Origin of the sequence: Nonomuraea helvata, from assembly GCF_039535785.1 — a bacterium.
Taxonomy (GTDB): Bacteria; Actinomycetota; Actinomycetes; order Streptosporangiales; family Streptosporangiaceae; genus Nonomuraea; species Nonomuraea helvata.
Genome location: NZ_BAAAXV010000009.1, coordinates 2,078,681 through 2,102,822, shown reverse-complemented (window position 1 = coordinate 2,102,822; position 24,142 = coordinate 2,078,681). Strand labels below are relative to the sequence as shown.

At 66.7% G+C, this 24,142-nt stretch carries 24 protein-coding genes; 10 read left to right on the top strand and 14 right to left on the bottom strand.

The features are described from left to right. Positions 1 to 381: 381 nt before the first annotated feature. Positions 382 to 1,710: a recombinase family protein gene (locus ABD830_RS43195; protein ID WP_345000419.1), complete on the bottom strand. Its 1,329-nt coding sequence runs from the start codon at positions 1,708 to 1,710 to the stop codon at positions 382 to 384. 475 nt (positions 1,711 to 2,185) lie between these two features. On the opposite strand from ABD830_RS43195, the gene ABD830_RS43190 reads away from it, so the two are divergent. Next, positions 2,186 to 2,887 (top strand): DUF433 domain-containing protein, encoded by a 702-nt coding sequence (locus tag ABD830_RS43190; protein WP_345000417.1) that lies wholly within the window; start codon positions 2,186 to 2,188, stop codon positions 2,885 to 2,887. Next, positions 2,862 to 3,278, top strand: a complete 417-nt coding sequence (locus tag ABD830_RS43185) for a PIN-like domain-containing protein (protein ID WP_345000415.1) — start codon at positions 2,862 to 2,864, stop codon at positions 3,276 to 3,278. Before ABD830_RS43190 ends, ABD830_RS43185 begins: the two co-directional genes overlap by 26 nt. Before the next feature lie 113 nt (positions 3,279 to 3,391). Here ABD830_RS43185 and ABD830_RS43180 read toward each other — a convergent pair whose 3' ends face one another. The 6 genes from ABD830_RS43180 to ABD830_RS43155 all read right to left on the bottom strand — a co-directional run bounded on the left by ABD830_RS43180 (position 3,392) and on the right by ABD830_RS43155 (position 11,221). After that, entirely contained in the window at positions 3,392 to 4,555 is a 1,164-nt protein-coding gene (locus tag ABD830_RS43180; protein ID WP_345000413.1) for a Wadjet anti-phage system protein JetD domain-containing protein, read from the bottom strand. Beyond that, complete coding sequence (locus ABD830_RS43175) at positions 4,552 to 7,929, bottom strand: ATP-binding protein (protein WP_345000411.1); 3,378 nt, start codon at positions 7,927 to 7,929, stop codon at positions 4,552 to 4,554. The genes ABD830_RS43180 and ABD830_RS43175 overlap by 4 nt, the downstream gene beginning before the upstream one ends. Further along, positions 7,926 to 8,507, bottom strand: coding sequence for a DUF4194 domain-containing protein (locus ABD830_RS43170; RefSeq protein ID WP_345000409.1), 582 nt, complete (start codon positions 8,505 to 8,507; stop codon positions 7,926 to 7,928). The genes ABD830_RS43175 and ABD830_RS43170 overlap by 4 nt, the downstream gene beginning before the upstream one ends. Then, a complete protein-coding gene (locus ABD830_RS43165) occupies positions 8,504 to 9,949 on the bottom strand; it encodes a DUF3375 domain-containing protein (protein ID WP_345000407.1) in 1,446 nt (481 codons plus the stop codon). The genes ABD830_RS43170 and ABD830_RS43165 overlap by 4 nt, the downstream gene beginning before the upstream one ends. 252 nt (positions 9,950 to 10,201) lie before the next feature. Continuing rightward, the gene (locus tag ABD830_RS43160; RefSeq protein ID WP_345000405.1) at positions 10,202 to 10,870 is read right to left on the bottom strand and encodes a DUF2637 domain-containing protein; all 669 of its coding nucleotides are present in this window, start codon (positions 10,868 to 10,870) and stop codon (positions 10,202 to 10,204) included. Positions 10,871 to 10,888: 18 nt separating this feature from the next. Then, a complete protein-coding gene (locus ABD830_RS43155) occupies positions 10,889 to 11,221 on the bottom strand; it encodes a hypothetical protein (protein WP_345000403.1) in 333 nt (110 codons plus the stop codon). Between the two features lie 170 nt (positions 11,222 to 11,391). On the opposite strand from ABD830_RS43155, the gene ABD830_RS43150 reads away from it, so the two are divergent. From ABD830_RS43150 to ABD830_RS43135, 4 genes are all read left to right on the top strand, one after another. Beyond that, entirely contained in the window at positions 11,392 to 11,787 is a 396-nt protein-coding gene (locus ABD830_RS43150) for a transposase (protein ID WP_345000401.1), read from the top strand. 203 nt (positions 11,788 to 11,990) lie between these two features. Next, complete coding sequence (locus ABD830_RS43145; RefSeq protein ID WP_345000399.1) at positions 11,991 to 12,317, top strand: PadR family transcriptional regulator; 327 nt, start codon at positions 11,991 to 11,993, stop codon at positions 12,315 to 12,317. Then, a complete protein-coding gene (locus ABD830_RS43140) occupies positions 12,314 to 13,126 on the top strand; it encodes a hypothetical protein (protein WP_345000397.1) in 813 nt (270 codons plus the stop codon). Before ABD830_RS43145 ends, ABD830_RS43140 begins: the two co-directional genes overlap by 4 nt. A 32-nt stretch (positions 13,127 to 13,158) precedes the next feature. Next, positions 13,159 to 15,228 (top strand): alpha/beta hydrolase family protein, encoded by a 2,070-nt coding sequence (locus ABD830_RS43135; protein WP_345000395.1) that lies wholly within the window; start codon positions 13,159 to 13,161, stop codon positions 15,226 to 15,228. A 97-nt stretch (positions 15,229 to 15,325) separates the two neighbouring features. On the opposite strand, the gene ABD830_RS43130 is transcribed toward ABD830_RS43135, so the two are convergent. After that, positions 15,326 to 16,072, bottom strand: coding sequence for a TetR/AcrR family transcriptional regulator (locus tag ABD830_RS43130; RefSeq protein ID WP_345000393.1), 747 nt, complete (start codon positions 16,070 to 16,072; stop codon positions 15,326 to 15,328). A 129-nt stretch (positions 16,073 to 16,201) separates the two neighbouring features. On the opposite strand from ABD830_RS43130, the gene ABD830_RS43125 reads away from it, so the two are divergent. Then, positions 16,202 to 16,765 (top strand): dihydrofolate reductase family protein, encoded by a 564-nt coding sequence (locus ABD830_RS43125; RefSeq protein ID WP_192783973.1) that lies wholly within the window; start codon positions 16,202 to 16,204, stop codon positions 16,763 to 16,765. Positions 16,766 to 16,813: 48 nt separating this feature from the next. Here ABD830_RS43125 and ABD830_RS43120 read toward each other — a convergent pair whose 3' ends face one another. From ABD830_RS43120 to ABD830_RS43100, 5 genes are all read right to left on the bottom strand, one after another. Then, the gene (locus tag ABD830_RS43120) at positions 16,814 to 17,098 is read right to left on the bottom strand and encodes a helix-turn-helix transcriptional regulator (protein WP_345000390.1); all 285 of its coding nucleotides are present in this window, start codon (positions 17,096 to 17,098) and stop codon (positions 16,814 to 16,816) included. A gap of 492 nt (positions 17,099 to 17,590) precedes the next feature. Continuing rightward, positions 17,591 to 18,178, bottom strand: a complete 588-nt coding sequence (locus tag ABD830_RS43115; protein ID WP_345000388.1) for a hypothetical protein — start codon at positions 18,176 to 18,178, stop codon at positions 17,591 to 17,593. 292 nt (positions 18,179 to 18,470) lie between these two features. Further along, positions 18,471 to 18,932 carry a pyridoxamine 5'-phosphate oxidase family protein gene (locus tag ABD830_RS43110; RefSeq protein ID WP_345000387.1) on the bottom strand — a complete coding sequence of 154 codons (462 nt, stop codon included), beginning with the start codon at positions 18,930 to 18,932 and terminating at the stop codon, positions 18,471 to 18,473. Positions 18,933 to 19,188: 256 nt separating this feature from the next. Continuing rightward, complete coding sequence (locus ABD830_RS43105) at positions 19,189 to 19,644, bottom strand: DoxX family protein (protein ID WP_345000385.1); 456 nt, start codon at positions 19,642 to 19,644, stop codon at positions 19,189 to 19,191. 175 nt (positions 19,645 to 19,819) lie between these two features. Then, positions 19,820 to 20,284 (bottom strand): carboxymuconolactone decarboxylase family protein, encoded by a 465-nt coding sequence (locus tag ABD830_RS43100; RefSeq protein WP_345000383.1) that lies wholly within the window; start codon positions 20,282 to 20,284, stop codon positions 19,820 to 19,822. A gap of 256 nt (positions 20,285 to 20,540) precedes the next feature. Here ABD830_RS43100 and ABD830_RS43095 point away from each other — a divergent pair, with 256 nt between their 5' ends. The 3 genes from ABD830_RS43095 to ABD830_RS43085 all read left to right on the top strand — a co-directional run bounded on the left by ABD830_RS43095 (position 20,541) and on the right by ABD830_RS43085 (position 22,267). Further along, complete coding sequence (locus ABD830_RS43095) at positions 20,541 to 20,957, top strand: LysR family transcriptional regulator (protein WP_345000381.1); 417 nt, start codon at positions 20,541 to 20,543, stop codon at positions 20,955 to 20,957. Continuing rightward, complete coding sequence (locus tag ABD830_RS43090) at positions 20,954 to 21,109, top strand: hypothetical protein (protein ID WP_345000379.1); 156 nt, start codon at positions 20,954 to 20,956, stop codon at positions 21,107 to 21,109. Before ABD830_RS43095 ends, ABD830_RS43090 begins: the two co-directional genes overlap by 4 nt. Before the next feature lie 270 nt (positions 21,110 to 21,379). Further along, the gene (locus tag ABD830_RS43085) at positions 21,380 to 22,267 is read left to right on the top strand and encodes a sigma-70 family RNA polymerase sigma factor (protein WP_345000377.1); all 888 of its coding nucleotides are present in this window, start codon (positions 21,380 to 21,382) and stop codon (positions 22,265 to 22,267) included. Positions 22,268 to 22,866: 599 nt separating this feature from the next. Here ABD830_RS43085 and ABD830_RS43080 read toward each other — a convergent pair. After that, positions 22,867 to 23,871, bottom strand: coding sequence for a hypothetical protein (locus tag ABD830_RS43080; protein WP_345000375.1), 1,005 nt, complete (start codon positions 23,869 to 23,871; stop codon positions 22,867 to 22,869). Positions 23,872 to 24,142 lie beyond the last annotated feature (271 nt).

Genomic DNA, 24,142 nt, shown 5'->3' with positions numbered 1-24,142 from the left:
TCGTTCAGGCAGCGACTCTGAATCGCTTTGCCGTCCTCGCCCTCGTCGCGGGTTGCAGGTGCCACAACCTGTGCCAGGAGGTGCCCGCGTCCGATCCTCCGCGTGATACTTCGGCTGATACCGCCGCCCATGTTCCCGGATGTTCCTGGATGCCCCAGCGAAGATCAGAAAACGGCGTACGGGCAGCTCAAGATGGGTGCGGATGCCCGCACATGTACCCCAGTGCCCCCATGATCCTGGGAGTTCAAGTCCCCCCTCGGACACGTAAGTTGTATATGTCTGGATGATTCCGGACATGACGATCGGTCACCCGGGATCGGCTTCTGCTGAGCTCGGGTGATTTCGTTTGCAGGCGCTACCTCCTTCCGGTCCTGTGCCGACTCAGCCTGCCTGGCGGTCCACAACAACCGGCGTTGCTCCAGACACGTCCGCCCGCAGAGCACCACGCACCCGGTCGTAGACCAGGTCAATGTGCCGGGCACGCAGATAGCCGATGATCTCTTCGACTCCGGGCGCCCGGCCAACCGGCTCCCCGGTCAGGAGCAGATAGAGAGCTGGCAGACGGGCCATGAGGTGGTCCTCACCCACGTACAGGTTCTTGGGCCGCTGGGGATCGGCGTGGGAGGCGCTGGTGTGGCCGTGCCGGCAGCGGTAGGCGGCCCGATTACCGGACCAGCAGGACTCCAGCCGCCGGTGGCAGGAGCCGCAGCGCAGCAGCCCGGCCAAGCGGTACGTGCGATTGGAACGGCCGGAGGGGGCACGGATGCCCTGGACGGCGACGAAGTCGCTCTGGCTGACCAGGGCCTCGTGCGCGGGCCGCTCAGAGATGACCCAGTCCTCAGGCAGACTCCACCGCTGAATCTGGCGATGACCCAGGCCGGTGTTCGACGTGTCGATCAGGTCGTACGCCGACGGCTGCCGGTTCCACACTTCATGACCGGTGTAGCGGGGATTGGCCAGGATCGCGCGGACCGTGGTCAGCGTCCACCGCGCGGCACTCCGATGCGCATTGCGCTGCGGGTCCGCCGCCGACGGGCAGGGGATGTCCATGTCGTTCAGGGCACGAGTGATCCGCGCCAGGCTATGGCCAGCCAGTCGCCGGCCGAACATCCACTTCACGATCTCAGCGGTCGCCGGATCCGGCTCCAGCCGATGCGCGCGGCGGCCCCACGCCGCGTGCGCCCGGTTGGGATGCGGTCCCGCGTCCACCAGCCGATACCCGTACGGCGGCCGCCCGCCCAGATACCGGCCCTGCACGCTCACCTGCGCGGCCATCGCCGTCCGTACCCGGATCCGCGTCCGGGTGATCTCCCGTTTCGACTGCATTCCCAGCTCGGCCATCAACCGCTCATGGCCTTCGGCCTGGAAATCGACCCGGCCACCGGCTTCCGGCAGCCACAACTGCACGCCGTAGTGTTCGAACAACGGGGCCATCAGGCTGAACTGATTACCGTAGAACGCGCGCTCGTACTCGCCCACCACGATCGCGTCGAAGGCCCGATCCGGATCGGCCATCGCCAGTACCAGCGCAGCCGCCTGCGTCCGCCGTGACCAGGGCAGTACCCGGCTCTCCCCCACGTCGAAGAACTCCGCCACGATCCGGCCGGACCCCGCCACCAGCGCCTCGGCCTGAGCCCGCTGCCGTGCCCGCGACGTCACCGGATCCTGATGATCCTCCGTCGACACCCGGCCGTAGAAGGCGAACCGCAACGCACCCCCGCGCCGCGGCGCAGGCCGGTTCCGCGACCGCTCAACCCACGCCAGCAGTCCGTCCCCACGTGTACCCGGCAGCGTCATGGCTCTCCCCGACCTCGTCGGATTTGAAGGCACTCGCCCAGAATGAACCAACACACCTCAGCGCACACAAGAAATCCCACTCATATAGCCTTGCCGCCATATGTACAGAAGGCATAAATGACCAAATCACATGAAATGTCATTTATGCAGTCAACCCCCTGTTGATGGCCATGAGCTGGCAGGGAGCAGGACCCGGCACCAGCCCGATACCGGACCCTCAGGCATCCGAATCACGCCAGATACCTCTTTCCCGGGGCTATGATCGCGGCGTGTGCACGAGCCGCTTCAATAAACGTCCGTCCACTTCATCGGCGCAGATTCCGGGCGCCTAAGGCGCCGTGATGATGCATGATAGAGGGGCTCAACGACGTGGACCCAGGAGGTGGGCATGGCCATCGATCGGTTCGCCACACCGTTGTACGGCATCGCCGAAGCGGCCGGCTACCTCTCGATCCCCGCCTCCACCTTCACCACCTGGGCCTTCGGCTACCGGCGCCGCCAACGTGACGGCCGGGCCGTTCACGCCAAGCCGGTCATCACTGCCGTCCGAGCGGGACGGCCGAACGAGGCCTCGGTGCCTTTCATCGGACTGGCCGAGGGATACGCTCTGGCCGCGTTCCGGCAGGCAGGCGTGCCACTCCAGCGCATCCGCCCGGCGATCGACGCACTCCAGCGCGAACTCGGCCTGGAACATGCCCTGGCCAGCCGCCGGCTCTTCACCGACGGCGCCGAAGTCCTCTACGATTACGCCGAGAACGTCGGCGACGACTCGGCGCGCGAACTGGTCGTCGTCCGCAACAACCAGCGAGTCTTCACCGAGGTCGTGGAGAGCTACCTGCGCCGGGTGGACTTCGCCCACGATGGCTACGCCCAGGTGATCGCTCTCCCGCAATACCGCGTCGCCAAGGTCACGGTCGACGCCGACCACGCCTTCGGCCGGCCCCGGTTCGCTCACGGCGGCGCCAAGCTCGAAGACGTGATCGATCTGTTTCGAGCCGGTGAACCCGTCGACGTCGTAGCAGAGGAGTACGGACTCACCCGCGACGAGATCGAGGACGTCCTGCGTGTCGCCACCCGAACAGCCGCGTAAATTCTTCATCGATCGCAGCCTCGGCCGCGTCGCCGTACCCAAACTGCTCCGCGAAGCCGGATGGGACCTGATCACCCTCGCCGAACACTACGGCGTCCCCCAAGACGAGACCATCGAAGACACCCGCTGGATCGAAGACAGCGCCAAACTCGGCTGGGCCGTGCTCATGAAGGACAAACGCATCCGCTACCGGCAAGCAGAGATCGCCGCCGTCATCGAGCATCAGGCCCGCTGTTTCGTCATCACCCGCGGCGATCTGACATCTGCGGCCTACGCCGAACGCTTCATCATCAACCAGCAGGCCGTCTTCGCCGCCTCCAACACTCCTGGCCCCTTCATATACGCCGTCCACGCCGACCGGCTGGAGCGCCTGTATCCCCCACATCACTGACACCCGCACTCGCTGCGCGCTCCTGCCGCTCATCCTTATCGGTTCGGGCATGTTGCGACGCCGAATCCATTGGAGCACTCTTCATACCCAGCAGCTTGGGGTCGCGCGGGTCGTCACGGCGTATTCATTGCTTGGATCTTTTCAGTGATCGCGGAGAAGCGGATGCGTTCCTGTTCAAGGCGGATCGAGGGCCCGTGGCTGTGAGCGCGCAGCTCGTGCCACAGGCCCGCCTCGGCCGCCGTCAGGTGGGCAAGGGGCTGGGTGACCTGGCTGGGTTCCTGGGCCCAGTGCGCTTGGTGGTCCAGGAGGGTGTCCCGGTCCATCAACATGGAGACGACGTGCGGGTACCGGCTTCGGAGCCTGTCGAGGATGGCGAAACCGTGGGTATCGATGTCTCCCCAGTAGATCAGTTCGGTGTTGGCCAGCCACGGAAGTGATTCCAGCACGCCGACTGAGTAACCACTGCCGAAGATGACCATGCCACCAGGCACGGCGGGGAAGGCCAGATAGCTGGTTTCGTTCTCGACGACGTACACGGTGGTCACCGGGGCGGGTCGAGAGGTGAACTCCTCGGTACGCACGGTCAGGTCGGTGAAACCAGCCAGATGCGCGTCGTCCAACAGACGGAAGCGGACCTGCTGGGGCTTCTTGCGGAAGCCGTACCGTCCTTCGAAGTCGGAACGTGGCAGATCGTCGCGGACGCGCGTCGGGTCGAGTTGAGCGTCGAGGAGCGCGGTCAACACCCCCTTGTGGCGTTCGATGAACTTGGTGTCGACGCCAGGTACGTCGATGTGCCGCAGATACAGGCCTTGGCGAGCATGCTGATCGATCCAGTGGACGGTCGCCACGATCGATTGCCAGGTGTCGGCGAGAGCCAGCACCTTCATGGGGTTGGCGGCCATCCAGGCGGCGATCTGAGGTGATCCAGCCGAGTCGGCCTGGAGGACACGGAAGGTGCGGACGTCACCGGTGGTCTTGAGCAGGGCCCAGAGGGTTTCCTGGTCGTCGATCCAGGCGCGGGCGGGGATGGTGTTCGCGCCGATGGTCCGGCCGCCGATCGGTTTGTACTCCACGCGCAGCCGGGTCTGCTTCTCCCATTGGGCGACCCAGGTGCGGACCTCCTCGAACCGAGCCGCCAGCTCGCTCGGGCGGGGTCCGCGGATCGGCACGTCGATCGGCTGCCAGGGTTCTCCTGTGGCGAGCCAGGTCAGGTATCTGCCTGACGACCAGCGCCTCGTGAGCAAGGCCCGGACATCGTCCGGCGTCGTCCAGGTCATGGGCGCAGGCCCGCTGCGTGAGCGATCTGGCGGGCCTTGTACTCCTCGATGGTGAGTGTCTGCAGCCGGGAGTACTGGCCGTTGACATTGTCGACGTAGCCGACGGCCGATACGAACGGCTCGATGATGTGGATCTTCTGCAGCGGTGTGACGATCATGAGCTGCAGTCCGAGGCTGCGAAACAGCTTGAGAGCGAACCGGGTCGACTCGTCCGAGCCGCGGCCGAATGCCTCGTCGATCACCGCGAACCGGAAGGTCTTGGACCGGGTGACGCCCCATTCGAGTTTGAACTGGTAGGCCAGTGAGGCCGCCAGGATGGTGTAGGCGAGCTTCTCCTTCTGCCCGCCGGACTTGCCACTGCTGTCGGAGTACGTCTCGTGTTCCGAATCGTCGAAGCGGTTGCGTTCGGAAGCCGAGAACACGAACCAGTTGCGGACATCGGTGACGCGTTTGGTCCAGACACGGTCCTCGCTGGTCAGGCCGTCGCGACCACGGAACCGTTCGATGAGCCGACTGACCTGGAGGAACTTTTCTTCCGAGTACTGGTCGGAGGCGTTGCCCGACAGCGTCCCGGCGGTGCATTCCCGCAGCTGGGCCTGGAAGTCACGTACGTCGGTGTTGGGGCTTGGCTCGGCCTGCAGGCGGATGTAGCGACCGGGGTTGTACTCGACGGCGAGCAGCGAGTCGTTGATGACACCGACCCGCTGGCGGATCAGGTCGGCCTGCTGGCTGAGCTTGGAGCTGAACCCAGCGATGTCGTTGATGGTGTTGGTGTTGAGGTAGGTCTTGAACTGTTCGCGGAACCGGGGCAGATCGTCACCGACGAGCCGGTCGTGCAGTTCTCGGTAACCAGGCGCTGAGTGAACCGAGTCGTCGAAGTCGGTGGTCTCGTTCGGGTATTTGCCGCGGAAGGACGCCATCTGGGTGGCGATTTTGCCCGCAAGGCTGTTCTGTGACTTGAGCCGGCGGTCGATCTTCTCACTCAGGCCGGCACCTGCCTCGGCCTGGGCCGGGTCACAGTCCGCCGGATCACCGGTGCCGGGGAATGCTTTTTCCAGGTCGCCGTAATGTGTCACGGCCCCGGCAGCGGCCGGTTCGGCGAGGATCCTTACGGACTTGCCGACTTCTTCGGTTGCTGTCTTCAGCTGGCTCTCCAGGCCGCCGATGTTCTTCAGGCAGGCTTCCTGATCGAGCTGGGCCTGTTCCAGATCGCCGTTGACGGCATCGATCTCGCTGGTGAGGCGTTCGAGCTCGCTGGAGGCCTGCCGGAGCTTGGCCAGTTCTGCGGCTAGGTCCTCGACCAGGTTGACCTGGCTGTGCCAGTCCAGCTCGCTGAAGTCGATGGTCTCGGCAAGCTGAGCCAAGACCTTCATGTGATCCAGGCAGGTGTCGTGTTCACCTTGCAGCAGGCCGTGCCGGGTGCTCAGGGTGTTCTGCTGTTCCTGGACGGTGGCCGCCTGTCGGAGCAGAGCGTCGATCTTCTGTTCGTTGGTCCAGCCCAGCACGTACTGGCTGCGGTCGTCGATGCGTGTGGTGTCGTTCTTCTCGTGCCGGCCGCGGCCGCCCTTGATCTGACCGGCAGTGGTGACCGCGTATGCGGCGCGGCGGAATTCGGTCATCGTCTCGGCGCACAGGTGGCCGGCCCGCACCGCCAGCTCCCGCTCCAGCCACGGATAGAACTCACTGTCCTTGATCTCGAGTTTGGCCGCCAGCGCCGGACCGTTCTCCCGGCTGTCCGGGCTCCAGGCCGGGAGGGCGGCCGGGACCCGGTAGTAGACGATCCGGGTTCCGAGATGGTGCTCGTTGATCCAGTCCGAAACCTCGGTGTACAGGTCTTCAGCGACCAGCATCGACAGCGCGAAGGGGCGCAGCAATCGTTCAGCGGCGCCTTCCCACCGGTCTTCTTCCGGTCGGACCCGAATCAGCTCCCCGGCGAACGGTAGGTCGCTCTCCCGTACGTCGAGTTCCCGGCACAGCCAGGCCCGCAGCTCCAAGCTTTTCCTGGGCAAATTGTTCTTGCGACTGCGCAGGCTGAGGATCTCCTTGCCGAGCTCTTCCGCCCGCTCCGCGAGCCGCCGCCGTTTCAGCCCCAGCTCTTCCAGACTTGTCTGGAGCTCTGCGCGCTTCTTCTCGGTGGCCTCCGCCATGACGGTGATCTCCCGGAGCCGTGCGGCGAACTGCTGCGTGGTCTCCACGGGCGCCAGGCCGACACGGATTAGCCGGTCGGCGAACACTCTGGCCCGGCCGGCCCGGTCGTCCCGGTTTCGCTCGGCCTCGTCGATCAGCTTCTCCAGCTCACCGATCCGCGCTCCGCCCTTGCCGTCTCGTTCGGCTACGAGGCTGTCCAGTCGCCGTTTGAGGCCTCTGATCCGGTCAGCGAGTTCCTGTTTTTCGCGTTGCCGGTCGCTCAGCCTTTCACCGAGCTGATCGATCCGCTGCCGTAGCAGCCGGGCCTTCCGGTCGGCGAAGAAGTACCGCAGCGCCACCCGCTGTCCCTCCATCCCACGAACTTCCGTCCGCAGGGCCTCATAGCGTTCGCATTCGGCCAGCAGCGGCGTCAGTGCCGCCAGCTGCTCCTCCGCCCGCTTCACCGCATCATGCGCGCGGGTCAGATCGTCGAAGTGGGCGATCAGCTTGGCCGTCCAGACGGCGGCCTCGAACGGCTCCAGCATGTGGTCGCGGACGAACTCGTTCAAGTCACTGACAGACTTCATGGACACCGTCTGGTGGAACAGCTCCATGGCCTGCTCCGACTCGATCCCCAACCGGCGCCGGAAGTCCCGGCCGTATTCGGGAAAGGCGTCGTACGTACGGGCTCCGACTCCACGCAGCCGCCGCTTTAATGCGGCGATGTCGGTGCCGAAGTCCGCGAAGTCGGCGGCCACCGAAAGGTCACGATCGACGATCGCGTAGAACCGCTCCGGCTGGTTGGCGTCCTTCATCCAGAACACCTGCGCCAGGCTCACGGTCGCCTCGTACCCCTCGTTGGCGAACACGCCGACGATCACTGAGAACGAGTCCGCACCGCGCAGTGCCACCGGCTGAGAGGTACCGGTCTCTTCGTTGCGCTGTGACTTGTGAAAACCCAGGACGTACGAACGCAGGCTGCGTTCTCTGGTCTCCGCACCAGCGGCCTTGTTGTAGGCGATGCGCTGTGCCGGCAGCAGCAGCGTGGTCACCGCGTCCACGATCGTCGACTTGCCCGAGCCGATGTCACCGGTGAGCAGACCATTACGCCCGTCGATCCGGAAGGTCCACACCTTGTCATGGAAGGTACCCCAGTTGTAGAGCTCCAGCCGGCTCAGCCGGTACCCCGCCAGGCTCTTCTCCTCGTCGCCGCTGAGCTCGACCGAGCTGAACAGTGCCTCCGTCACGGCTTCTCCTCCGTCCCCGACAGCTGAACCGCGTACGTGGCCAGGCCCTGCTCGAACCCGGCCAGCCACTGACCGTCCACGAACGCCTTGAGGATCCGCCGTACCTCGAACAGGTTGTCCTGACCGGTGACCCGCCGAAGAAAGCCCAGCTCGACCACCTTGTTGATGTGGGCGTCGACCTGATTGACCAGCCGCGCCTCGTTGCTTCCCTCCGGCAGGAAGATCGCCAGCATCTCCACGATCTGATCCCTGGTCAGCATGAGCCGGATATCGCCGCCGCGCGCGTCGAACTCGGCCAGCCTTTTGCGCAGCAGCGCCAGGAGAAGACTGACGTGGAACGACAACGACCGGCGCGGAATCAGCCGAGGCGGTCCTTCCTCTCCCTCCTGCTCGGGCCGCGAGCGCAAGAACGCGTATCCTTCGGCCTCATCGATCACCAGCAACAGCCCGAGCACTGCCACGTGGTCGCGGACCTGAGCCTGCAGATCGAGCAGATACCGCCACGCCTTCTCATGGGTGTCGCGGTACACCACTCCCTTCATCACCTGAGTGACCGCCAGCGACAACTCCGCGCTCACGGGCTCACCTCCGTACGGGCGAAGGTGACCCGCGGCAGCTTCGCCCGCCGTTCGGTCCCCTCCTCATCGATCCAGTCCACCTCGTCGACGCGCCCCTCATCGAACACCACACAGAACGTGTCGTCGCTGAGTGCCAGGTAACTCACCAGTTCGGCCAGTCCATGCGTCAACGGTCGCTCACGTACCAGGTCGGCCAGCGCTATCTGCGCGCGTCCCTGCAGCGCCCGACGTACACCGGCCGCCAGTTCCGCCCGGTCGACGTAGAACTGCTCGAACAGCGCATCGGCCTCGAACTCCTGCCTGCCCGCCTCGATCGACGCGCTGTTGATCGGCCGCCGCACCCGCGGCGCGTACAAAGGCCGCTCCATCGGCAACCCGAGCTCCGGAGCAGATCCCTCCAGTTCCGTGGTCACCGGCAGGTCCGCGTACGCCCGCACGGTCAGCGCATGCTTCTCGATGCTCCGGACGATCTCCACCACTCGCCGGTTCTCCGCCCACACCTGGTCGTCCAGGAAGCGCCGCAGTTGCTCCGACAGTTGCCGCACGGTCGCCTGAGTACGTTCACCGGCGTCCAGCCAGTCATGGTGTACGTACCGCATCCGCGGATCCGGCTCGGTAATCTCTTCCAGCGCCTGCACCTGCTCCAGCAACCCCGCCAGCTCTTCCTGGCGGGTACTCGACAGCAGGAAGTCATAGAACGCCTGGAAGCTCCTGCCCTGGTCGGTGTCGGCGATGCTCTCCCGGCTCCCGAGAATGTCGTCCAACAGCGCGCCCTTGGACCCCTCCCAGGTGGAGATCTTCTCCCGCAAGCGCCGGTCGAGCGTCCGGAAGTTCGCCTCCACCTCCCGGAAATCCGCCAACAGTTCCCGCGCCGTACTCGTGAACTGCTGATAACGCTCACGCTGCGCGGTAGGCCCCAGCGGCTCGAAGTCCCCGGCTGCCACCCGCGCCATCTCCTCATCGATCTGCCGACGCCGCCGCCTCAGCTCCTCCAGGCGGGCCTCCGGATCAGCCTCGGCCCCGAATACCATCTGCCGCAGCAAATCAAAGATCGTGTTCAACCGTGACTCGGTGCCGACGAACGACCGATCCGTCAGCGACCGCAGCCACGCCAGCGCCTTCTCCACCGCCGGTGTCGCGTCGTAGTACGGCTCGTCCGACCCTTCCGGGTAATACTTGCGCAGATATCCGGCCCGAGGATCAGCCCAGTCATCGAGGTACGCTTTGGCCGTCTTCGGGAAGGTCCCCTCACCCAGCCGCTCGTTCAGCGCGTACAGCTCATCGTCCAGCCGACCCGCCAAATCCGCTGCCGAAACGGACCGCGCGTTCTCATCAACGAACACCCGCCCGAGGAAGCCCAACACCAGGGGCGCGTGATCAGCACGCAGCAACCGCCATGCGACACTCCGCCGTCGCAGCGCACTGATCTCTTCGAACTCCATCCCCTCACCATCCCCGCGCACATGTTAGGCACGAAGACCGACAACGTCAGGCAGATCCGCCGAAGCCCATCGATTCGGAGTTACGAGTGGCGCTGGCGAGCCGAATGAGCACGCGGAGATCCGGCCTCGCCGCTACGCCGGAGGACCAGTCCGCCCACAAGTCGGTCGGCGGACGGCCCCAGCAAGGACACCCAGATCTCCGCCGACACCCTCGCCAAGTTCGGTGACGCAGAGCTGCTGCACCTCGATCATTTATGTGGCAGTAGAGCGATCACGCTCTCCCAGTTTTCCCTCAAGGCCTATTCGCTTGATCCAGCGCCCCCACCGCGCACTCCGCGCGAACTGCTCAGCAATGATCCGACCCGACGGGAGCGCCCCATCAGGAAGGCGATTCGCCACCGCCCATTGCCATGCCGTTCGACGTAGATCTCCCGTCTCACGCTCATGAGAATCTGCCGACTCCGGGGGACTATGATCATCGTCACTGACCGGTTCCTCGGTCCCGATTACATCGACCTGCGCGACGTTGGGCCCCTTGGCAGAAGCTCGGCGAATCTGGGACATCAACAGCTCGTAGCTACCGATCAAGGCGGCGCTTGGCCAAGCCGCGATAACGCGCCCGATCAGGCTCGGCTCGGCCACTGCGGTGTTCGCTCCGAGGCTGGCCAGGCTACCGACGGTCAACATGGTCCACGCCAGGAAATCGCCTCGCGAACCGTACCGGCTGGCCAGGAGGATGGACATCGAGGCCACGACAATCGCGCCGTCCACCGCGAGCGGGATAAGCACCGCTGCCAAGCGATCCTCACCGTGGCGGAGACAGAGCTCGTTCATATGGCGGAACGACACGACCGCCGCGATGCCCGCGAGAAGGAGAACCCCCGTGATCGTCGTGCGCCGAATGCGGCGCACGGCTCGCATGTTCGGCTCCATCGCTGCTCAGGCCTCCTCACCCAGGAGAAGGTCGGCCGCGGCGATCCGGGCATAGTGATTTGGTTCGAGTCCCCCCTCGGACACGTACCTTTTGCACATGTGGAGGTTCGGCTGAAGCTGAGCCTCCACTAGGTGTTTCTGGGGCTGGTAGGTCAGCCGCAAACCCAGTTGCGTGTAGATCTCCGCCTTGTCGTTCGGGTCGGCCTCGAAGAGGACCTGCACAAGGTTCCCGAGAGCATTCACCATGTTTTCGATCTCCTCTCCTGTCATGCGGCGTTTGCCGCCGGTCTGACGCAGTTGCACTTGAGCCGCTACACGTTGAGCCTGCGTCTCGGCCATCCATTGGGTGATGAGAGCCGGGTCGGCGCCCGCCTCCAGGGCCGCGCGATGCTGGGCCAGTTTGCGGTCGCACTCGGCGATGCGTTCGTGAGCGGCTGCGGCGGCCAGGTCATGGGGAGCCTCGCCATGTTCCCGCCTTCAACATCGCCCATGGCAGCGTCATCGGCGAGTTGCACCGCCAGCACCGCGCCGCCGAGTTCAAGAAGTTCCTGGCCACGATCGACCAGACGGTCCCGGCCGAGCTGGACGTCCACCTGATCTGTGACAACTACGGCACCCACAAGACCCCGGCGATCAAAGCCTGGCTGGCCCGCCACCCTCGCTTCCACATGCACTTCACCCCGACCGGTTCTTCGTCGATAACCCAGGTTGAGTGGTGGTTCGGCTACCTGACCGACCAGTTGATCCGCCGCGGAGTCCACAAGAGCGTCCAAGCACTGGAGAAGGACATCCGCGACTGGATGGATCAGTGGAACGACGACCCGAAGCCGTTCGTCTGGACCAAGACCGCCGAAGAGATCCTCGAATCCCTCTCCAAATATTGCCGACGAATTTCAGGCGCATGACATTAGCCACACGCCCAGGTCGCCACCGCCGACGGTGATCGGGGCGGCTTGCCGTACGTGAGCCACATCAGCGCTCAGCACAGGTTTTGCGCCTGGCTGCGGCTCCGGGACCAGGTTCCTGGGCACGCCTTTCGCGGGATTCCCGCCAGGCGCGCCACAGTAGGATTGCTTCACAGACTATCGTTTGACGTATTACGGGGGGCGTGGTGGCGCGTCGTGCCGATCCGTTGGGCTGGGGTAATCCGCCGCTGCTGATCCTGGGCAGCCTCGCCGAGGGGCCCAAACACGGATACGCGATCATCAAGGATGTCCAGGAGCAGGCGGGCATCACGCTCGGCCCGGGAACCCTGTACGCCGCGCTGTCCAGGCTCGAGGCTCAGGGCCTGGTCGAGGGGCTGCCGGGGGAGGAGCGGCGCCGGCCGTACCGGATCACCGCGGCGGGAGCTGCGGCGCTGGCCGAACGTCTGGCCGAGATGTCGCGCTTCGCCACCGTCGGGCTGAGCCGGCTGTCCATGGGCGCGGTCCGATGAGCGCTCTGGCGGCCCGCGCTGTGCTGGCCTGCTATCCGCCGTGGTTTCGCGAGCGCTATGGGGAGGAGCTCGCGGCGCTGGTCGAGGAGGTGGGCGGCGGCTCCCGCGTGGTGATGGACCTCGTGCTGGGCGCCGCGCGGGCGTGGCTGCGTCCGGCACTGGCGGGTGATGGGGAGGCGCGCGCCCGCCGGCGTCTGCAGGCGACGCTGGCCACCACATGGGTGGCCTGGTCGGTGGGGATCTGGTCGGCGCCGGCGCTCGATCGGCTGCTGCTGGATCCGCCGTCGCCGGGGACGCCGCAGCAGGTGCGCACGCTGGTGGGGCTGGCCGGGTGGCTGGCGGTGGCTAGCTGCGTCGTGGCGGCGACCGGCGCGGCGCTGCTCGCGCTGCGGGTGCTGCTGCCCGCGCGCGACCGCCGCCTGCTGGCGCCGCTGTTGCCGGGCGCGCTCCTGGTGGGCGTCGAGGTCGCGGGCGCGTTGCTGCTCGCGCAGCCGCACCGGCTCTCGGCGGGCTTTCTGGCGGGCGTGCTGATGTGGGTGATCGGCTTCGGGGCGATGGTGCTCGCGGTCGCGGTGGGGCCGGTCGTCACCTTGCGGCATGCCCGGCCGCCGGCTGTGGTGATGCGGCGGCCCGTGCTGCTGGCCGGGGTGGTGGCGGTCCTGCTCGGCGCGGTCGCGGTGGTGGACGGCGTCGCGGCCGCCATGGCCGGCCGTACCTTGCTGACGCTGGCAGGCGTCGCGGTCGGCGGGGTGGCGGCCCTGTGCTCGATGTTCAGCGTCGCCCGGGCACTCCATCGCTATTACGTTTGACGATATAACGTCTCGCGTACTAGCGTGCGGGCGTGACGTTCTCCAGAGCCCTGCGGTGGTGCATGGCGTCCGCCGTGGCCTTCACCGCGTTCATCCTGCTGACCACCCAGTTCCGCGCGGTGCGCGCGTTCAGCCCGTGGCAGGACGATCCCTATGACGTCGTGATCTCCTGCACCGAACTCCTCGTCCCCGCCCTGGCGCTGGCCATCGCCATCCGCGTCCGGGTACGGCCCGGCTCCGGCAATCTGCTGCGGGGCGTCCGGGTGGTGCTGGCAGCGGTGGCGGCGACCGTGGTGACGTGCTGGGGGTCGGTCGCCGCGGGGGCGCACGCCGACGTGCGGGGATGGCAGCAGTACCTGCTGATCGCCGGACTGGCGGTCGTGACCCTGTCGGCCGTGCCCGTGACGGTGGCGCTGCGCCGTGAAGGCCCCGTGACCAGGGACGACACCGACTGGGTCGAGGACCTCGTGGCCGCGGCTGAGCGCCTGAGAGTACCGGTCGGCTGGGCCCGCCGGCCGGTCGAGTGGCTGCGCAGGCACCGGATCTTTGCGGCGGTGCTGCTTGCGACCGCCGTGTCGGGCTGGCTGGCGCTGGCCGAGGCGGTCGGCGACGGCCTGGGCCAGCACCCTTTGCAGGCCGCCGCCTTCCGGGTCATCGTCGGCGCGTGCCTGTTGGTCGCGCTGCTCGTCCCGCTCAACGCCCACCTCGGCCTCCTGCACCCGGCCCGGCCGTCCCGTCGCATGCCGGTCGTCGTGGCGGGGCTGTACGGCGGGGCCGTGAGCGTCCCCGTCACCATCGCCTTCCGAGAGGGGATCGGCTACCTGCTCGACTATCCGCTCGACACCCTGGGCGACATCAGCCGGCTCACCGCCGTCCTGGCCGGCATCGTCGCGCTGGTCACCCTGCTGGCGCAGGCGTTCAGAACCCGCAGGCGCCGCATTTCCCGGATCTTGGTCGCGCTGCCGCTGTCGCTCGCCATCCTGATCGTCGGGTACCTCGGCGCCGTGACCGTACGGCGTGTGCTGCCACAGGACCTACCCGCGCCGACCGGCGCGTACGGAGTGGGGCGGACGTTCCGGGAATGGACCGACACCAGCCGCACCGACCCCCTCGCTCCGCGAACAGGCCCGCGCGAACTGTCGGTGTGGATCTGGTACCCCGCGCAGCGGGACACCGACAGCCCGTCCGCGCCCTACACCCCTGGCCCATGGGAGCGGCAGCACATCCCGACCCCGCTTCCCGGGCTCGGCGAAGGCAGCTTCGCCGCGGTACGCACCCGGGCGGTCGACGACGCGAACGTGGCGCCGGGCCGCTTCCCGCTGGTCGTCCTGATGCCGGGGCTGGGACTCAACGCCCCGGTCTTCAGCACCCTGGCCCAAGACCTGGCCAGCCACGGCTATCTGGTGGCCGCCCTGACGCCCACCTACAGCGCCAACGTCAGCGTCATGCACGGGCGCGTCGTGACCAGCACGCCGGCTGGCAAGCCCGAGGATTCCGACGTGGCGCTCTCCGTCCGGGTGCTGGACGTCTGGACGGCTGACGCCCGATTCGTCGTCGCCCGCGCCGCCGAACTCGATCGTGACCCTCGCCTGGCCGGGCACGTGGACACCGGCCACCCCCTCTACATCGGGCACTCCTTCGGCGGCGCCACCGCCTTCCAGGCCTGCCACGACGACCCGTCCTGCGCGGGTGCGGTCGACCTGGACGGAGCCCTGTACGGCAGCGTCGTCCGCGACGGGCTCCGCGCGCCCGCCATGATCCTCGGCGGCGACAACTCCTGCGTCACCGGCAGCTGCCAGGCGAGCGACGCTGACAACGTGGCCATGCGCGACGTGACCCGGCGCCTGGTCGCTGCAAGCACCGGTCCGTTCTGGCGTTACGAGATTCTCGGCACCGGCCACTTCAACTTCACCGACTACGCCGTGATCTACCTGGCGGCGCCGCTCCGCGCCCTATTTCCGCTTGAGTCCATCGACGGGGCGCGCGGGCTGCGGATCCAGGACGACTACGTCGTCCAGTTCGCCGACCAGGCGCTCCGGCACCGCGCCTCACCGCTCCTGTCCGGCGACCACCCCTATCCCGAGGTACGCGCGCTCCGCTGAATCTGATCCGTATATCCGGTGTCACCACATCGGTGGGGTCTGTACGGTCACTGGCTCTGTCGCAGATCGTGTTCGGGAGCCCGCTGGTGGTCGCCGCTTACGGAGGATCTGGGCGCGAAGCCGCTTGTTCATCGCCGTTGTTGTGGGTGCGTTGGGTGATGGTGCGTTCGAGACCGTCAAGGAGGGCGAGGAGGCCGAACTCCCGCGTGGTGGTGGTCGAGGGGATGGCCACGGTGGCGGCCAGCAGCGGGAAACGGCTGGCGTTGAGGAGTAGCAGGTCGCGCATGATGGGGGCGGCGCTGCCGTCCGTCCAGGTCTGAGTGCCTTGGGTGGCGGCCGGGTGGGTGGCGCGGATGTGGTGGGACACCATCATGACCGCGTCGAGCCGTTCGCGTTCGGTCAGGGGGGTGTCGGTGAGGGCGCTGAGGGCTGTTTCGGGCCATGCGGTCTCACGTGGGCCCATGACGCGGTCGCCCACGGTGACCGACGGCAGCCAGGGGTGGCGCCGCCAGGCGGCGGACAGTTCGCGGGCGTACTCCTCCAGCTTGGCCCGCCAGCCGGCCGCCCCGCTCAGGTCGGGGGGTGTGCCGACCGCCGCCTCGATCATGATGGCCATCAGCTCTGTCTTGCCGTTGACGTAGCGGTACAGGGCCATCTTGGTGAGGCCGAGCTCGGCGGCGATGCGGTGCATGGAGACCGCCTCCAGGCCCTCGGTATCGGCGACCTTGACGGCGGTGTCGGCCAGCCGGGCGAGGTCGAAAGCGGGCCGGGGGCCTCTGGTGCGCGGCTTCCGCAGGCCCCACAACAGTTCGGCCAGTGCCCTTGGATCTTCGTTGGCCGACATGTCGCCTCCCACTTGCCATCCGCCAAAACTGTCTCTAGCGTACACAGTGTTCGGGGGACACAGTTAATCTCCGAACTAGGGAGCGGCCGGTGGCCGAGGAGCCACGCCGTTGAAGACAAGGAGTGGGCCATGTCCAAATCAGTGCTCGACATGTCGATGTCCCTCGACGGGTACATCGCCGATCCCAACGACTTCCTCGGCGGCGACGATGGCGAGCGGCTGCACAAGTGGGCTGACTCGGACCAGCATCCCGGGCCGGTCAAGCAGTTCCAAGACGAATGGAACGGGGCTGGTGCGATCCTCGCGGGACGGCGGACCGCTGAGCTCATGGACCACTGGGGCGGCTCTCACGGCGGTCTGCCGATCTTCGTCCCCAGCCACCGGCCGCCCGGCCCGGCCGCCAGGTGGGGCTATCCGCTGGTGACCTACGTGAACGACGGGATCGAAAGCGCGATGGCGCAGGCGAAGGCCGCCGCCGGGGAACGGGACGTCCAGATTCGTGGCGGCGCGTACACGGTGCAGCAGGCCCTCCAGGCCGGAGTGCTGGATGAAGTGCAGATCCACCACATTCCAGTACTCCTGGGTGCAGGGCGCCGGTTGTTCGACGTCCTGCCGTCGGAGATCGAGTTGGAGATCATTCAGGTGATCGACACCCCAGAGGCCACCCACATCCGCTACCGCGTCCGCCGCTGAGCCGATCGGCCACGGTGGGCTGGGCGTTACTGGGCCGGGTGTGTCCAGTCAGAGACGACCGTACAGACCCTCGCCTGGCTTGCCCCCGGTGGAGTCGTTCTGGATGAACAGGTCGAGGATCGTCTGGACGGGAATGGCGCACTGGGTGGGATGCCGCAAATGCTGATCTGGGATGATCGCGTAGCGGTTGCGCCGGCCTTCTCGCAGCCGTTCGATGTAGCCGGCCTCGGGCAGGTCGTTCACGATGCTGCCAGCGGCGCGCTCGGTGATGCCGATCGCAGCGGCGATGTCCCGGATCCGCACGTGCGGGTCGTCGGCGATGATGAAGAGCACGGCGATGAACCGCCAGGCGTTGGCCCCGCCGAATGAGTGATGGCTTGGACTGGATCTGCGCAAAGAACCTGCTTGGCTGAACTGCGTTGTTACGCTGTCGTTCGAGTTCGCAACGATCAGCCCTTACCGGCCTTCTGCCTGGCGGCACCGTGCCGGGGGGCGAGTACCGGATCTCTGGGTGGTGCTACTTCTCACCGACATTCCAGACCCGATACTCGCCAACAAAATCAGCCGCACGTGCGCGGCGGTAGCGGTCGCCGTGTGCGTTGGGAGCGGCCGCGAGCGCCCCTGCACGTGCATTACCTCCGGGGCCGCGGGACTGTACGGTCACTGACTGGACACGCCCGTGTTTTGGCGAGCGGGTCGGGCGAGCACGAGACCTTCGGCCCGTACGAAGACGATGCCGAGCACGTCGTCGAGTCCGAGCGTGTCGTTCGCCGAGATCGACGACATACAACGTCGGAAGGCCCGACAACGCGCAGTGCCTGCCGTTCAAGAGGCATCGGGGTTTTTGCCTGTAGCGGCGGTCCTGATGCGGTCGACCTGTAGCTTGGCGAGCATCTGCATGTCATCGGGCTTGGCAAGGTTCAGACCCGCCAGGAAGGCCACAACAGTGCCGACGCGCAGGACCGCCGTTGAATGCTCATTCTCGGTGAAGGCGTCTGTCTCGTCAGCCCCCGTCTCGATGCTGAGCGCCTTCAGCTTGTCTCCCGCATCGCCATGCTCAGAGGCGATCAATGCTTTCGCGCCCACCTTGGCGTTCTCCACCGTGTCGTAGGCAATCAGCGTGAACCGCATCCTCGTATCTGATGAGCCCGTCTGCTCGTACAGGGTCGAGCCGAGAGAGGTCACTCCTGCGCAGCTCGGGGCGCTTTCCTGCTGGCACCGCTCCTGAGCCCTGCTTCCGTCCACCACCTGCTGTTGGTTGCCCTCCCATCCCTGGGGGACGCTGAGCTTGCTGGGGAGGGCCTGGGTGAGCTGGGATGGGTTGAACTGCGCGGCTGTTGCGTCGTTCGAGCAGGCCGTCAGCCCCAGCAGCAAAATGACCCCCAGGATGGCAGCATGCACTCCCTGATACATCCCTCACTCCTTGCTACTTATGATCATTGCTCCGTATACCTAACACCATGGGGAGTGGCAATCCCGGATAGGGCACCGTTTCCGCTGGGCGCTTGGCCGATAGCCCCGACGTTCCGGCGCTCAAGACTGGCAGCAGGCATCTTCTGCGCACCGTGTCATGGCTGATGAATATGCCCACGCTGACGCGATGGCGATATGGCGCCGGTCGTCGGCTGGATCGACCAGTCGAGGCTGAAAGCCGAGGTGGAGGCAGGTCGTTGATCGTCCCTGAATGATGCCGCTGCTGAGCTGTTCAGGGCACGTGCCAGTGGCCGCCGCTCATGAGTTCCCGGTCCTTGAGCTCGTTGACTTCGCGCCAGGCCTGGATGCGTTGCGGTCGGATGCGGAAGTAGAGGTACGGGCTGGTCAGTTCACGTGGGTCGAAACCGGTCTTGGCGGCGAAGGCGTCCGCTGTCTCGGTGGAGACCTCGGAAACACGCAGAGGCTGGGCCGTGCCCTCGATCAAGATCACGTCGCGGGTGGGGCCGACACCGAGCCGGATCTTCCCTGTCGCATCCAGGTTGCGGCTGGTCACGCTGGCGGCGGCAGTGGCGATCAGCAAGGTGGCGCCGTCCCACAGGAAGGACAGCGGCACCATGTACGGCTCCCCGCTGCCGGGGCCGGCCGTGGCCACCCAGGCATCGACATCATGCTCGAGCCGGTGCAGGGTGTCGACCTTGCGTTGTTCGGGAGTGCGGGCGGCTGGGAGAGTCATCGAGCAGAAGCTCCTTACACCATTCGAAGATCACGCCAAATCGTACAGAGCGGTACGCCGAGCAGCCGCCTGTGGGATGCGGCTGCTCACCGGAGTCAGCGAGGCTTCTCACCCGGCGGGTCCTGGGCGACCCGCTGGGACAGATCAGGCACCAAAACCGGCAATCCCCAAGGCCTCGCTCTACCGGCACCCCCGGCCTGCCTACCGGGTGCCTGAAGAGGGAAAAGGCCGGACTCGTCGCTCAGCGGCCTCACGATCACGTGGAGTCACCATGTTGGGCTGTGAGCGCCGAGCGGGAGCGGAACAGGTCCCGCCAGTCGGCCGGCCAGGTGGCGAGGGCGATGACCGCCATGATCAGCAGATGGGTGGGGGCGGAGACGCTTTCGTAGATCGGGTCGTGGTTGACGATGTGGGTGGTGACCGCGCCGGTCAAGACCAGCACCAGGGTGGCAGCGCCCAGAAACTTGAAGCGCCGGTCCGGCAGTATGAGCAGGATCGCGCAGATGAGTTCGATCGTGCCGACGACGAAGCGTGCGTAGGGCGGGTAGCCCCAGTCGGCGAACTTCGCCGAGTACGCCGGCCCGAAGAACGTCGGGCCCGGCCAGTACTTGGTCACCGCGCCGATGACGAACTCCACGGCCAGGACCCAGTAGAACAGCGTCATCAGCCGACGCGGCCAGACGCGGGTGAGGGTGGTCGATGGGGCGGACATGCTGTGTCTCCTTCAATGGTGACAGCGGGAGGAGCAGAGAAGAGGGGGACCGGGCGCGCAGCGGGGCCGGTATGCGTACGGCTCTGCGCCGGCGGCCGGCCCGTGCAGTGGTAAGGCCACGGCAGATCACCGCCGGACCGTCACACCGACGGCCCGGCGGATTTGAGGATGCGGGTCAGCCCCAGTTCTGGCCGGCGGGCTCCTTGATGGTGGCGTTCAGGCGGTTGAACATGTTGGTGACGGCGATGTTGAGGATGATGGCCGACAGTTGCTTCTCGTCGTAGTGATCTGCCACGGCGTCCCACAGGTCATCCGGCACCGCCTCGCCGGATCGGTCGGCCATGTTGCGGGTCATGGCCTCGGCCAGGGCGAGCGCGGCCCGCTCGGCGTCAGTGTAGAACGGGGCCTCCTGCCAGGCGGCCACGTTGCCGATGCGCTCGTCGCTCTCGCCGGCCTTCTTCAGGTTCCGCAGATGGGAGTGCACGCAGGCGCTGCACCCGTTGATCTGGCTGGCGCGCAGCGCGGTCAGCTCCAGCACCTCCTGGGACGCGCCGGCGGAGTAGACGCTCTTGAGAAGCGTCTGGATCCCCGTGAGGCCGTCGGGCAGAACGTAGGCCGGGTTCTTCATCCGAGCTTGCATGAGTGTTCTCCTTGCTAGGCAGACGCCGGTGCGGGACCGCGCCGGGGTTGGTCGTTGTGATGACCCAGCGCGAGGCGAGAGTGTGACCGCCCGGCCCATGTCATCCGGGCCCGGCACGGTGACGCATGCTGCCAACAGGTCCGCGATCTCCGGCCGGCCCCACGCCCCTCACCCTCCAGCAGCGCGTCTGCCTGCATCAACGCCGGATTCCGTATGATCCCCATAACAGGTGCCTTATGAGGCGAGGGGGGAGGGCATGGAGCTCAGGGATATCGAGATCTTCCTGACCCTGGCCGAGGAACTGCACTTCGGCCGGACCGCTGCCCGCCTCCACGTATCGCAGGCCAGAGTCAGCCAGGCGATCAGTCAGCAGGAACGGCGCCTCGGCGGCGTCTTGTTCGACCGCTCCAACCGGCACCGGATCCGCCTGACCCCACTGGGACAGCAACTGCGCGACGACCTGGGACCGGCCTACCTCGGCGTGCTCGACAGCCTGGAACGTGCCCGCCTGGCCGCCCAGGGCGTCAGTGCCGTGCTGCGGGTCGGCATGATCCCTATCAATGCCAACGAGCTACGCCCCTACTGGGACACCTTCCGATTCCGCCACCCACAGAGGAAGTCCTGGCCCTGGTCAGCATGGGTGAGATCGTCGCCCCCTATCCCGTCCACATGACCCGGTACTGGGCCCGGCCGGACATCGTCTACGTGCCCGTCCGCGACATGGACGTCCTGCCGTACGCCTCGGTGTGGCACACCGGGTCGGAGAACGACCTCATCCGCGCCTTCGCCCGAACCGTCCACGACCTCGGACCACGCCCCACCTGATCCCCTCGGCGACGCTTCGGCCACGAACAGCGATTCCCGATCTGACGAATTTCCAAAGCAGTGTCGCCCGTGCCTCCGGCGTGCTAGCGGTACGTGTCCTCAACCACCTGAGCCGGGGCGCTCTCGTGATCGGTGAGACTGCCTCGGATTGGATGAGACCGAACGCCCACCTCCCACGCGGGATGACACACCGCGAGGGCGGATCTCTGTCACATCGGGGTGGCCGTGCGGGTCAGTGGGGTGACACGGTACGAGGGGAGAGTGTGATCGGTGAACGAAGAGGAGTTCTTGGCGGCGCGGTTCGAGGAGCACCGGCCCCGCCTGCGCGCGGTGGCCATGCGGGTGCTGGGCTCGGCCAGCGAGGCCGAGGATGCCGTGCAGGAGGCGTGGCTGCGGCTCAGCCGCACCGACGCCGCCGAGGTGGACAACCTCGCTGGGTGGCTCACCACGGTGGTGGCGCGAGTGTCGCTGAACATGCTGCGCTCCCGTGGCACCCGCCGCGAGGACCCTTGGGACAGCCACCACACCGGTCAGGACGGGCCCGGTCAGGACGGCGTCAGCCAGGACGGTGCCGACCCCGAGCACCAGGCGGAGCTGGCCGACTCGGTCGGCCTGGCCCTGCTGGTGGTCTTGGACACGCTGAACCCCGCCGAACGGCTGGCGTTCGTGCTGCACGACATGTTCGCGGTGCCGTTCGAGGAGATCGGCCCGATTGTGGAGCGCACCCCAGCCGCCGCCCGCCAGCTCGCCAGCCGTGCCCGCCGCCGCGTGCAGGGAGCAACAGCGGCCGGCGAACCCGACGCCGTCCGCCATCGCCAGCTCGTCACAGCTTTCCTGGCCGCCTCACGCAGCGGCGACTTTGACGCACTGCTCGCATTGCTGGCCTCCGATGCCGTACTGCGCACCGACTCCGCCGCCGCGGAGTCGGGCGCGGGCGCAGCCCGCGGCGCACACGCCGTGGCCCGCAACTTCGCCGGACGCGCCAAGGCCGCGCGACCGGCCCTCATCGACGGCGTACCCGGACTGGTCTGGGCCCCGACCGGACACCCGCACGTTGTATTCGACTTCGCCATCACCGACGGGAAGATCACCGCGATCGACATCATCGCCGACCCCGACCACCTCGAACGGCTCGATGTGCAGCTCCTGGACGGCTGACGGGAACGCGGCTCATCGTGCCCCTGACACGGCCAAGGGTGCACATGTGTGAACAGCCCCTGCACGGATCCGTCGGCGCGTCATCGATGCGTCGATGTGATCGTCGCGTTTAATGAGGGACAGGAGCACCGGTTTTCTCCGGGCCCGAGAGGCTCGGCGGGAACTGGACCACTCGTGGGAGCCGCCATCGGCCCGTTTGGCCCTGGTGTACGAGGAGAGGCGTCCGTGCCCGTCAGCGGGCGCCTCTTACCCGTCGCAGGGCATGGCGGGGGCGCCGGCTCGGGCTCGGGTGCAGCGGCTGCGTGATCACACTCTGCTCAATCATCCGAGACTGCGGCGGCTCGCGAGCTGCGGTAGAACCGCCACAGTAACTGTCCAGGCGGCCCCTTTTCGGCCAGGAGCGTTATCGGCGAGGCCCTCTTCGGAAACGAGGGCCATCGCTCCTATATGTCTCTAACCAGGCGCACCACGCGTCGTCCGGTGTCGGGGCGGTCGACCTGATCCGGCTCAGTGGATCTGATGCAGGGGGCCAGGAATGGTCAGGAACTGATGCCTCGGCTCGGCCCTGATGGTGACGTAGCCCTTCAGCCTGCCGATGGTTAGAGTAACGCGACGTGTCTCACCGCGGCCAACGAGCGAGAAGGGCATCGTGAGCGATCTTCATTCCGAGCTGACCGACGACCAGATTTTTTTTGCTTTTCACGATCGCCCAGCCGTATGCGGAATCGGGAACCTGGCCAACCTGGTACTACGTACAGAACCGGCTCGATGACCGGGACCTCGACGCCCAACAGATCCTCACATCTCTGCCTCGCGCCGGTTTCGCAGGCCTGACCGGTCCGTCCTACGGATTCACCTCCGCACCCCAGCATCACATAGGTGACGCCGACATCGTCAAGTTGACCGTCGGGCTGGTAGGCGGGGTGATCGGGGGCCACGGGAGCCGGTGGCGGCGGGGGTGCCGGATCAGGCTCGGCTGCCAGGACGAGCAGAGTCTTGCGGGTGATCCGGAGGTGATCGAGCTCCTGGTCGAGTTCCTGTAGGCGCGCGGTCAACTCCTCGATCTGGTCTCGTGTCTGTTCGATCTGGCTGGTCAGGGCCCTCTCGCGGGCGTCGATCCGGTTCAGCAGCCACGTGCCGGGGTCCGAGGTGCTCACGTCGAGCGCCAGGTGGGGGGTGGAGGTGCCGGTCAGCCGGCGGGTCATCGCGTCGGTCATCGCCCAGTACACGCGCGATTCGGAGCTGGCTGGATCGTGTTCGTAGTCGCGTACCAGGCGCCGGTGCAGGGACATCGTGCCGTAGGTCTGCTCCACCACCCACCGCTTGGGCTGGGGAACGAACCCAGCCTCGGCAGGGTTCCGCTCGACGATCTTCACGGCGATGCCGTGGCCGGCGCCGTGGGCGACCACCGTGTTCTTGAAGCCCTGATCGACCAGAGCGGTGCGGACGCTGCCGGGCGCAGTGGCGGCAGCGACCCGGTCCAGCAGCGCGTTGCCGATGGCGTTGTCGTGGATCGAAGCTGCCGCGACCACCACCGCGATGACCAGGCCCAGCACATCGGTGGTCAGCCCACGCTTGCGACCCGGTAACCTTCTTGGCCGCATCCTGGCCGGTCGCGGCCTTCGGGACGCCGGCCGCGGCGCGCACGCTCTGAGTGTCGAGCACCACCAGGCCGGGGGTCGGCTAATCGGCCCTTCTTCTCCCGCACCTGGAAGCGCAGCAGGAACACGTCCACGCCCACCAGCTAGGCATAACGCTACAGATTCACCCGATCACACTATGGCATCAGGGACATAGGCCCACAGACCGCCCTATCGCAGGGTTCCTTGGTGTTGACGTGCGCAAAAGCGCTGGCCGGTAGCCGCGCGGGGGTGG

Excerpts from the sequence above, each read along its gene's own strand:
- ABD830_RS43190 (WP_345000417.1), top strand. The coding sequence starts at position 2,186 with ATGGCCATCGATCGGTTCGCCACACCGTTGTACGGCATCGCCGAAGCG.
- ABD830_RS43180 (WP_345000413.1), bottom strand. The coding sequence starts at position 4,555 with ATGACCTGGACGACGCCGGACGATGTCCGGGCCTTGCTCACGAGGCGC.
- ABD830_RS43165 (WP_345000407.1), bottom strand. The coding sequence starts at position 9,949 with ATGGAGTTCGAAGAGATCAGTGCGCTGCGACGGCGGAGTGTCGCATGG.
- ABD830_RS43160 (WP_345000405.1), bottom strand. The coding sequence starts at position 10,870 with ATGCGAGCCGTGCGCCGCATTCGGCGCACGACGATCACGGGGGTTCTC.
- ABD830_RS43155 (WP_345000403.1), bottom strand. The coding sequence starts at position 11,221 with ATGGCCGAGACGCAGGCTCAACGTGTAGCGGCTCAAGTGCAACTGCGT.
- ABD830_RS43140 (WP_345000397.1), top strand. The coding sequence starts at position 12,314 with ATGAGCGCTCTGGCGGCCCGCGCTGTGCTGGCCTGCTATCCGCCGTGG.
- ABD830_RS43130 (WP_345000393.1), bottom strand. The coding sequence starts at position 16,072 with ATGTCGGCCAACGAAGATCCAAGGGCACTGGCCGAACTGTTGTGGGGC.
- ABD830_RS43125 (WP_192783973.1), top strand. The coding sequence starts at position 16,202 with ATGTCCAAATCAGTGCTCGACATGTCGATGTCCCTCGACGGGTACATC.
- ABD830_RS43115 (WP_345000388.1), bottom strand. The coding sequence starts at position 18,178 with ATGTATCAGGGAGTGCATGCTGCCATCCTGGGGGTCATTTTGCTGCTG.
- ABD830_RS43110 (WP_345000387.1), bottom strand. The coding sequence starts at position 18,932 with ATGACTCTCCCAGCCGCCCGCACTCCCGAACAACGCAAGGTCGACACC.
- ABD830_RS43105 (WP_345000385.1), bottom strand. The coding sequence starts at position 19,644 with ATGTCCGCCCCATCGACCACCCTCACCCGCGTCTGGCCGCGTCGGCTG.
- ABD830_RS43100 (WP_345000383.1), bottom strand. The coding sequence starts at position 20,284 with ATGCAAGCTCGGATGAAGAACCCGGCCTACGTTCTGCCCGACGGCCTC.
- ABD830_RS43095 (WP_345000381.1), top strand. The coding sequence starts at position 20,541 with ATGGAGCTCAGGGATATCGAGATCTTCCTGACCCTGGCCGAGGAACTG.
- ABD830_RS43090 (WP_345000379.1), top strand. The coding sequence starts at position 20,954 with ATGACCCGGTACTGGGCCCGGCCGGACATCGTCTACGTGCCCGTCCGC.
- ABD830_RS43080 (WP_345000375.1), bottom strand. The coding sequence starts at position 23,871 with ATGCGGCCAAGAAGGTTACCGGGTCGCAAGCGTGGGCTGACCACCGAT.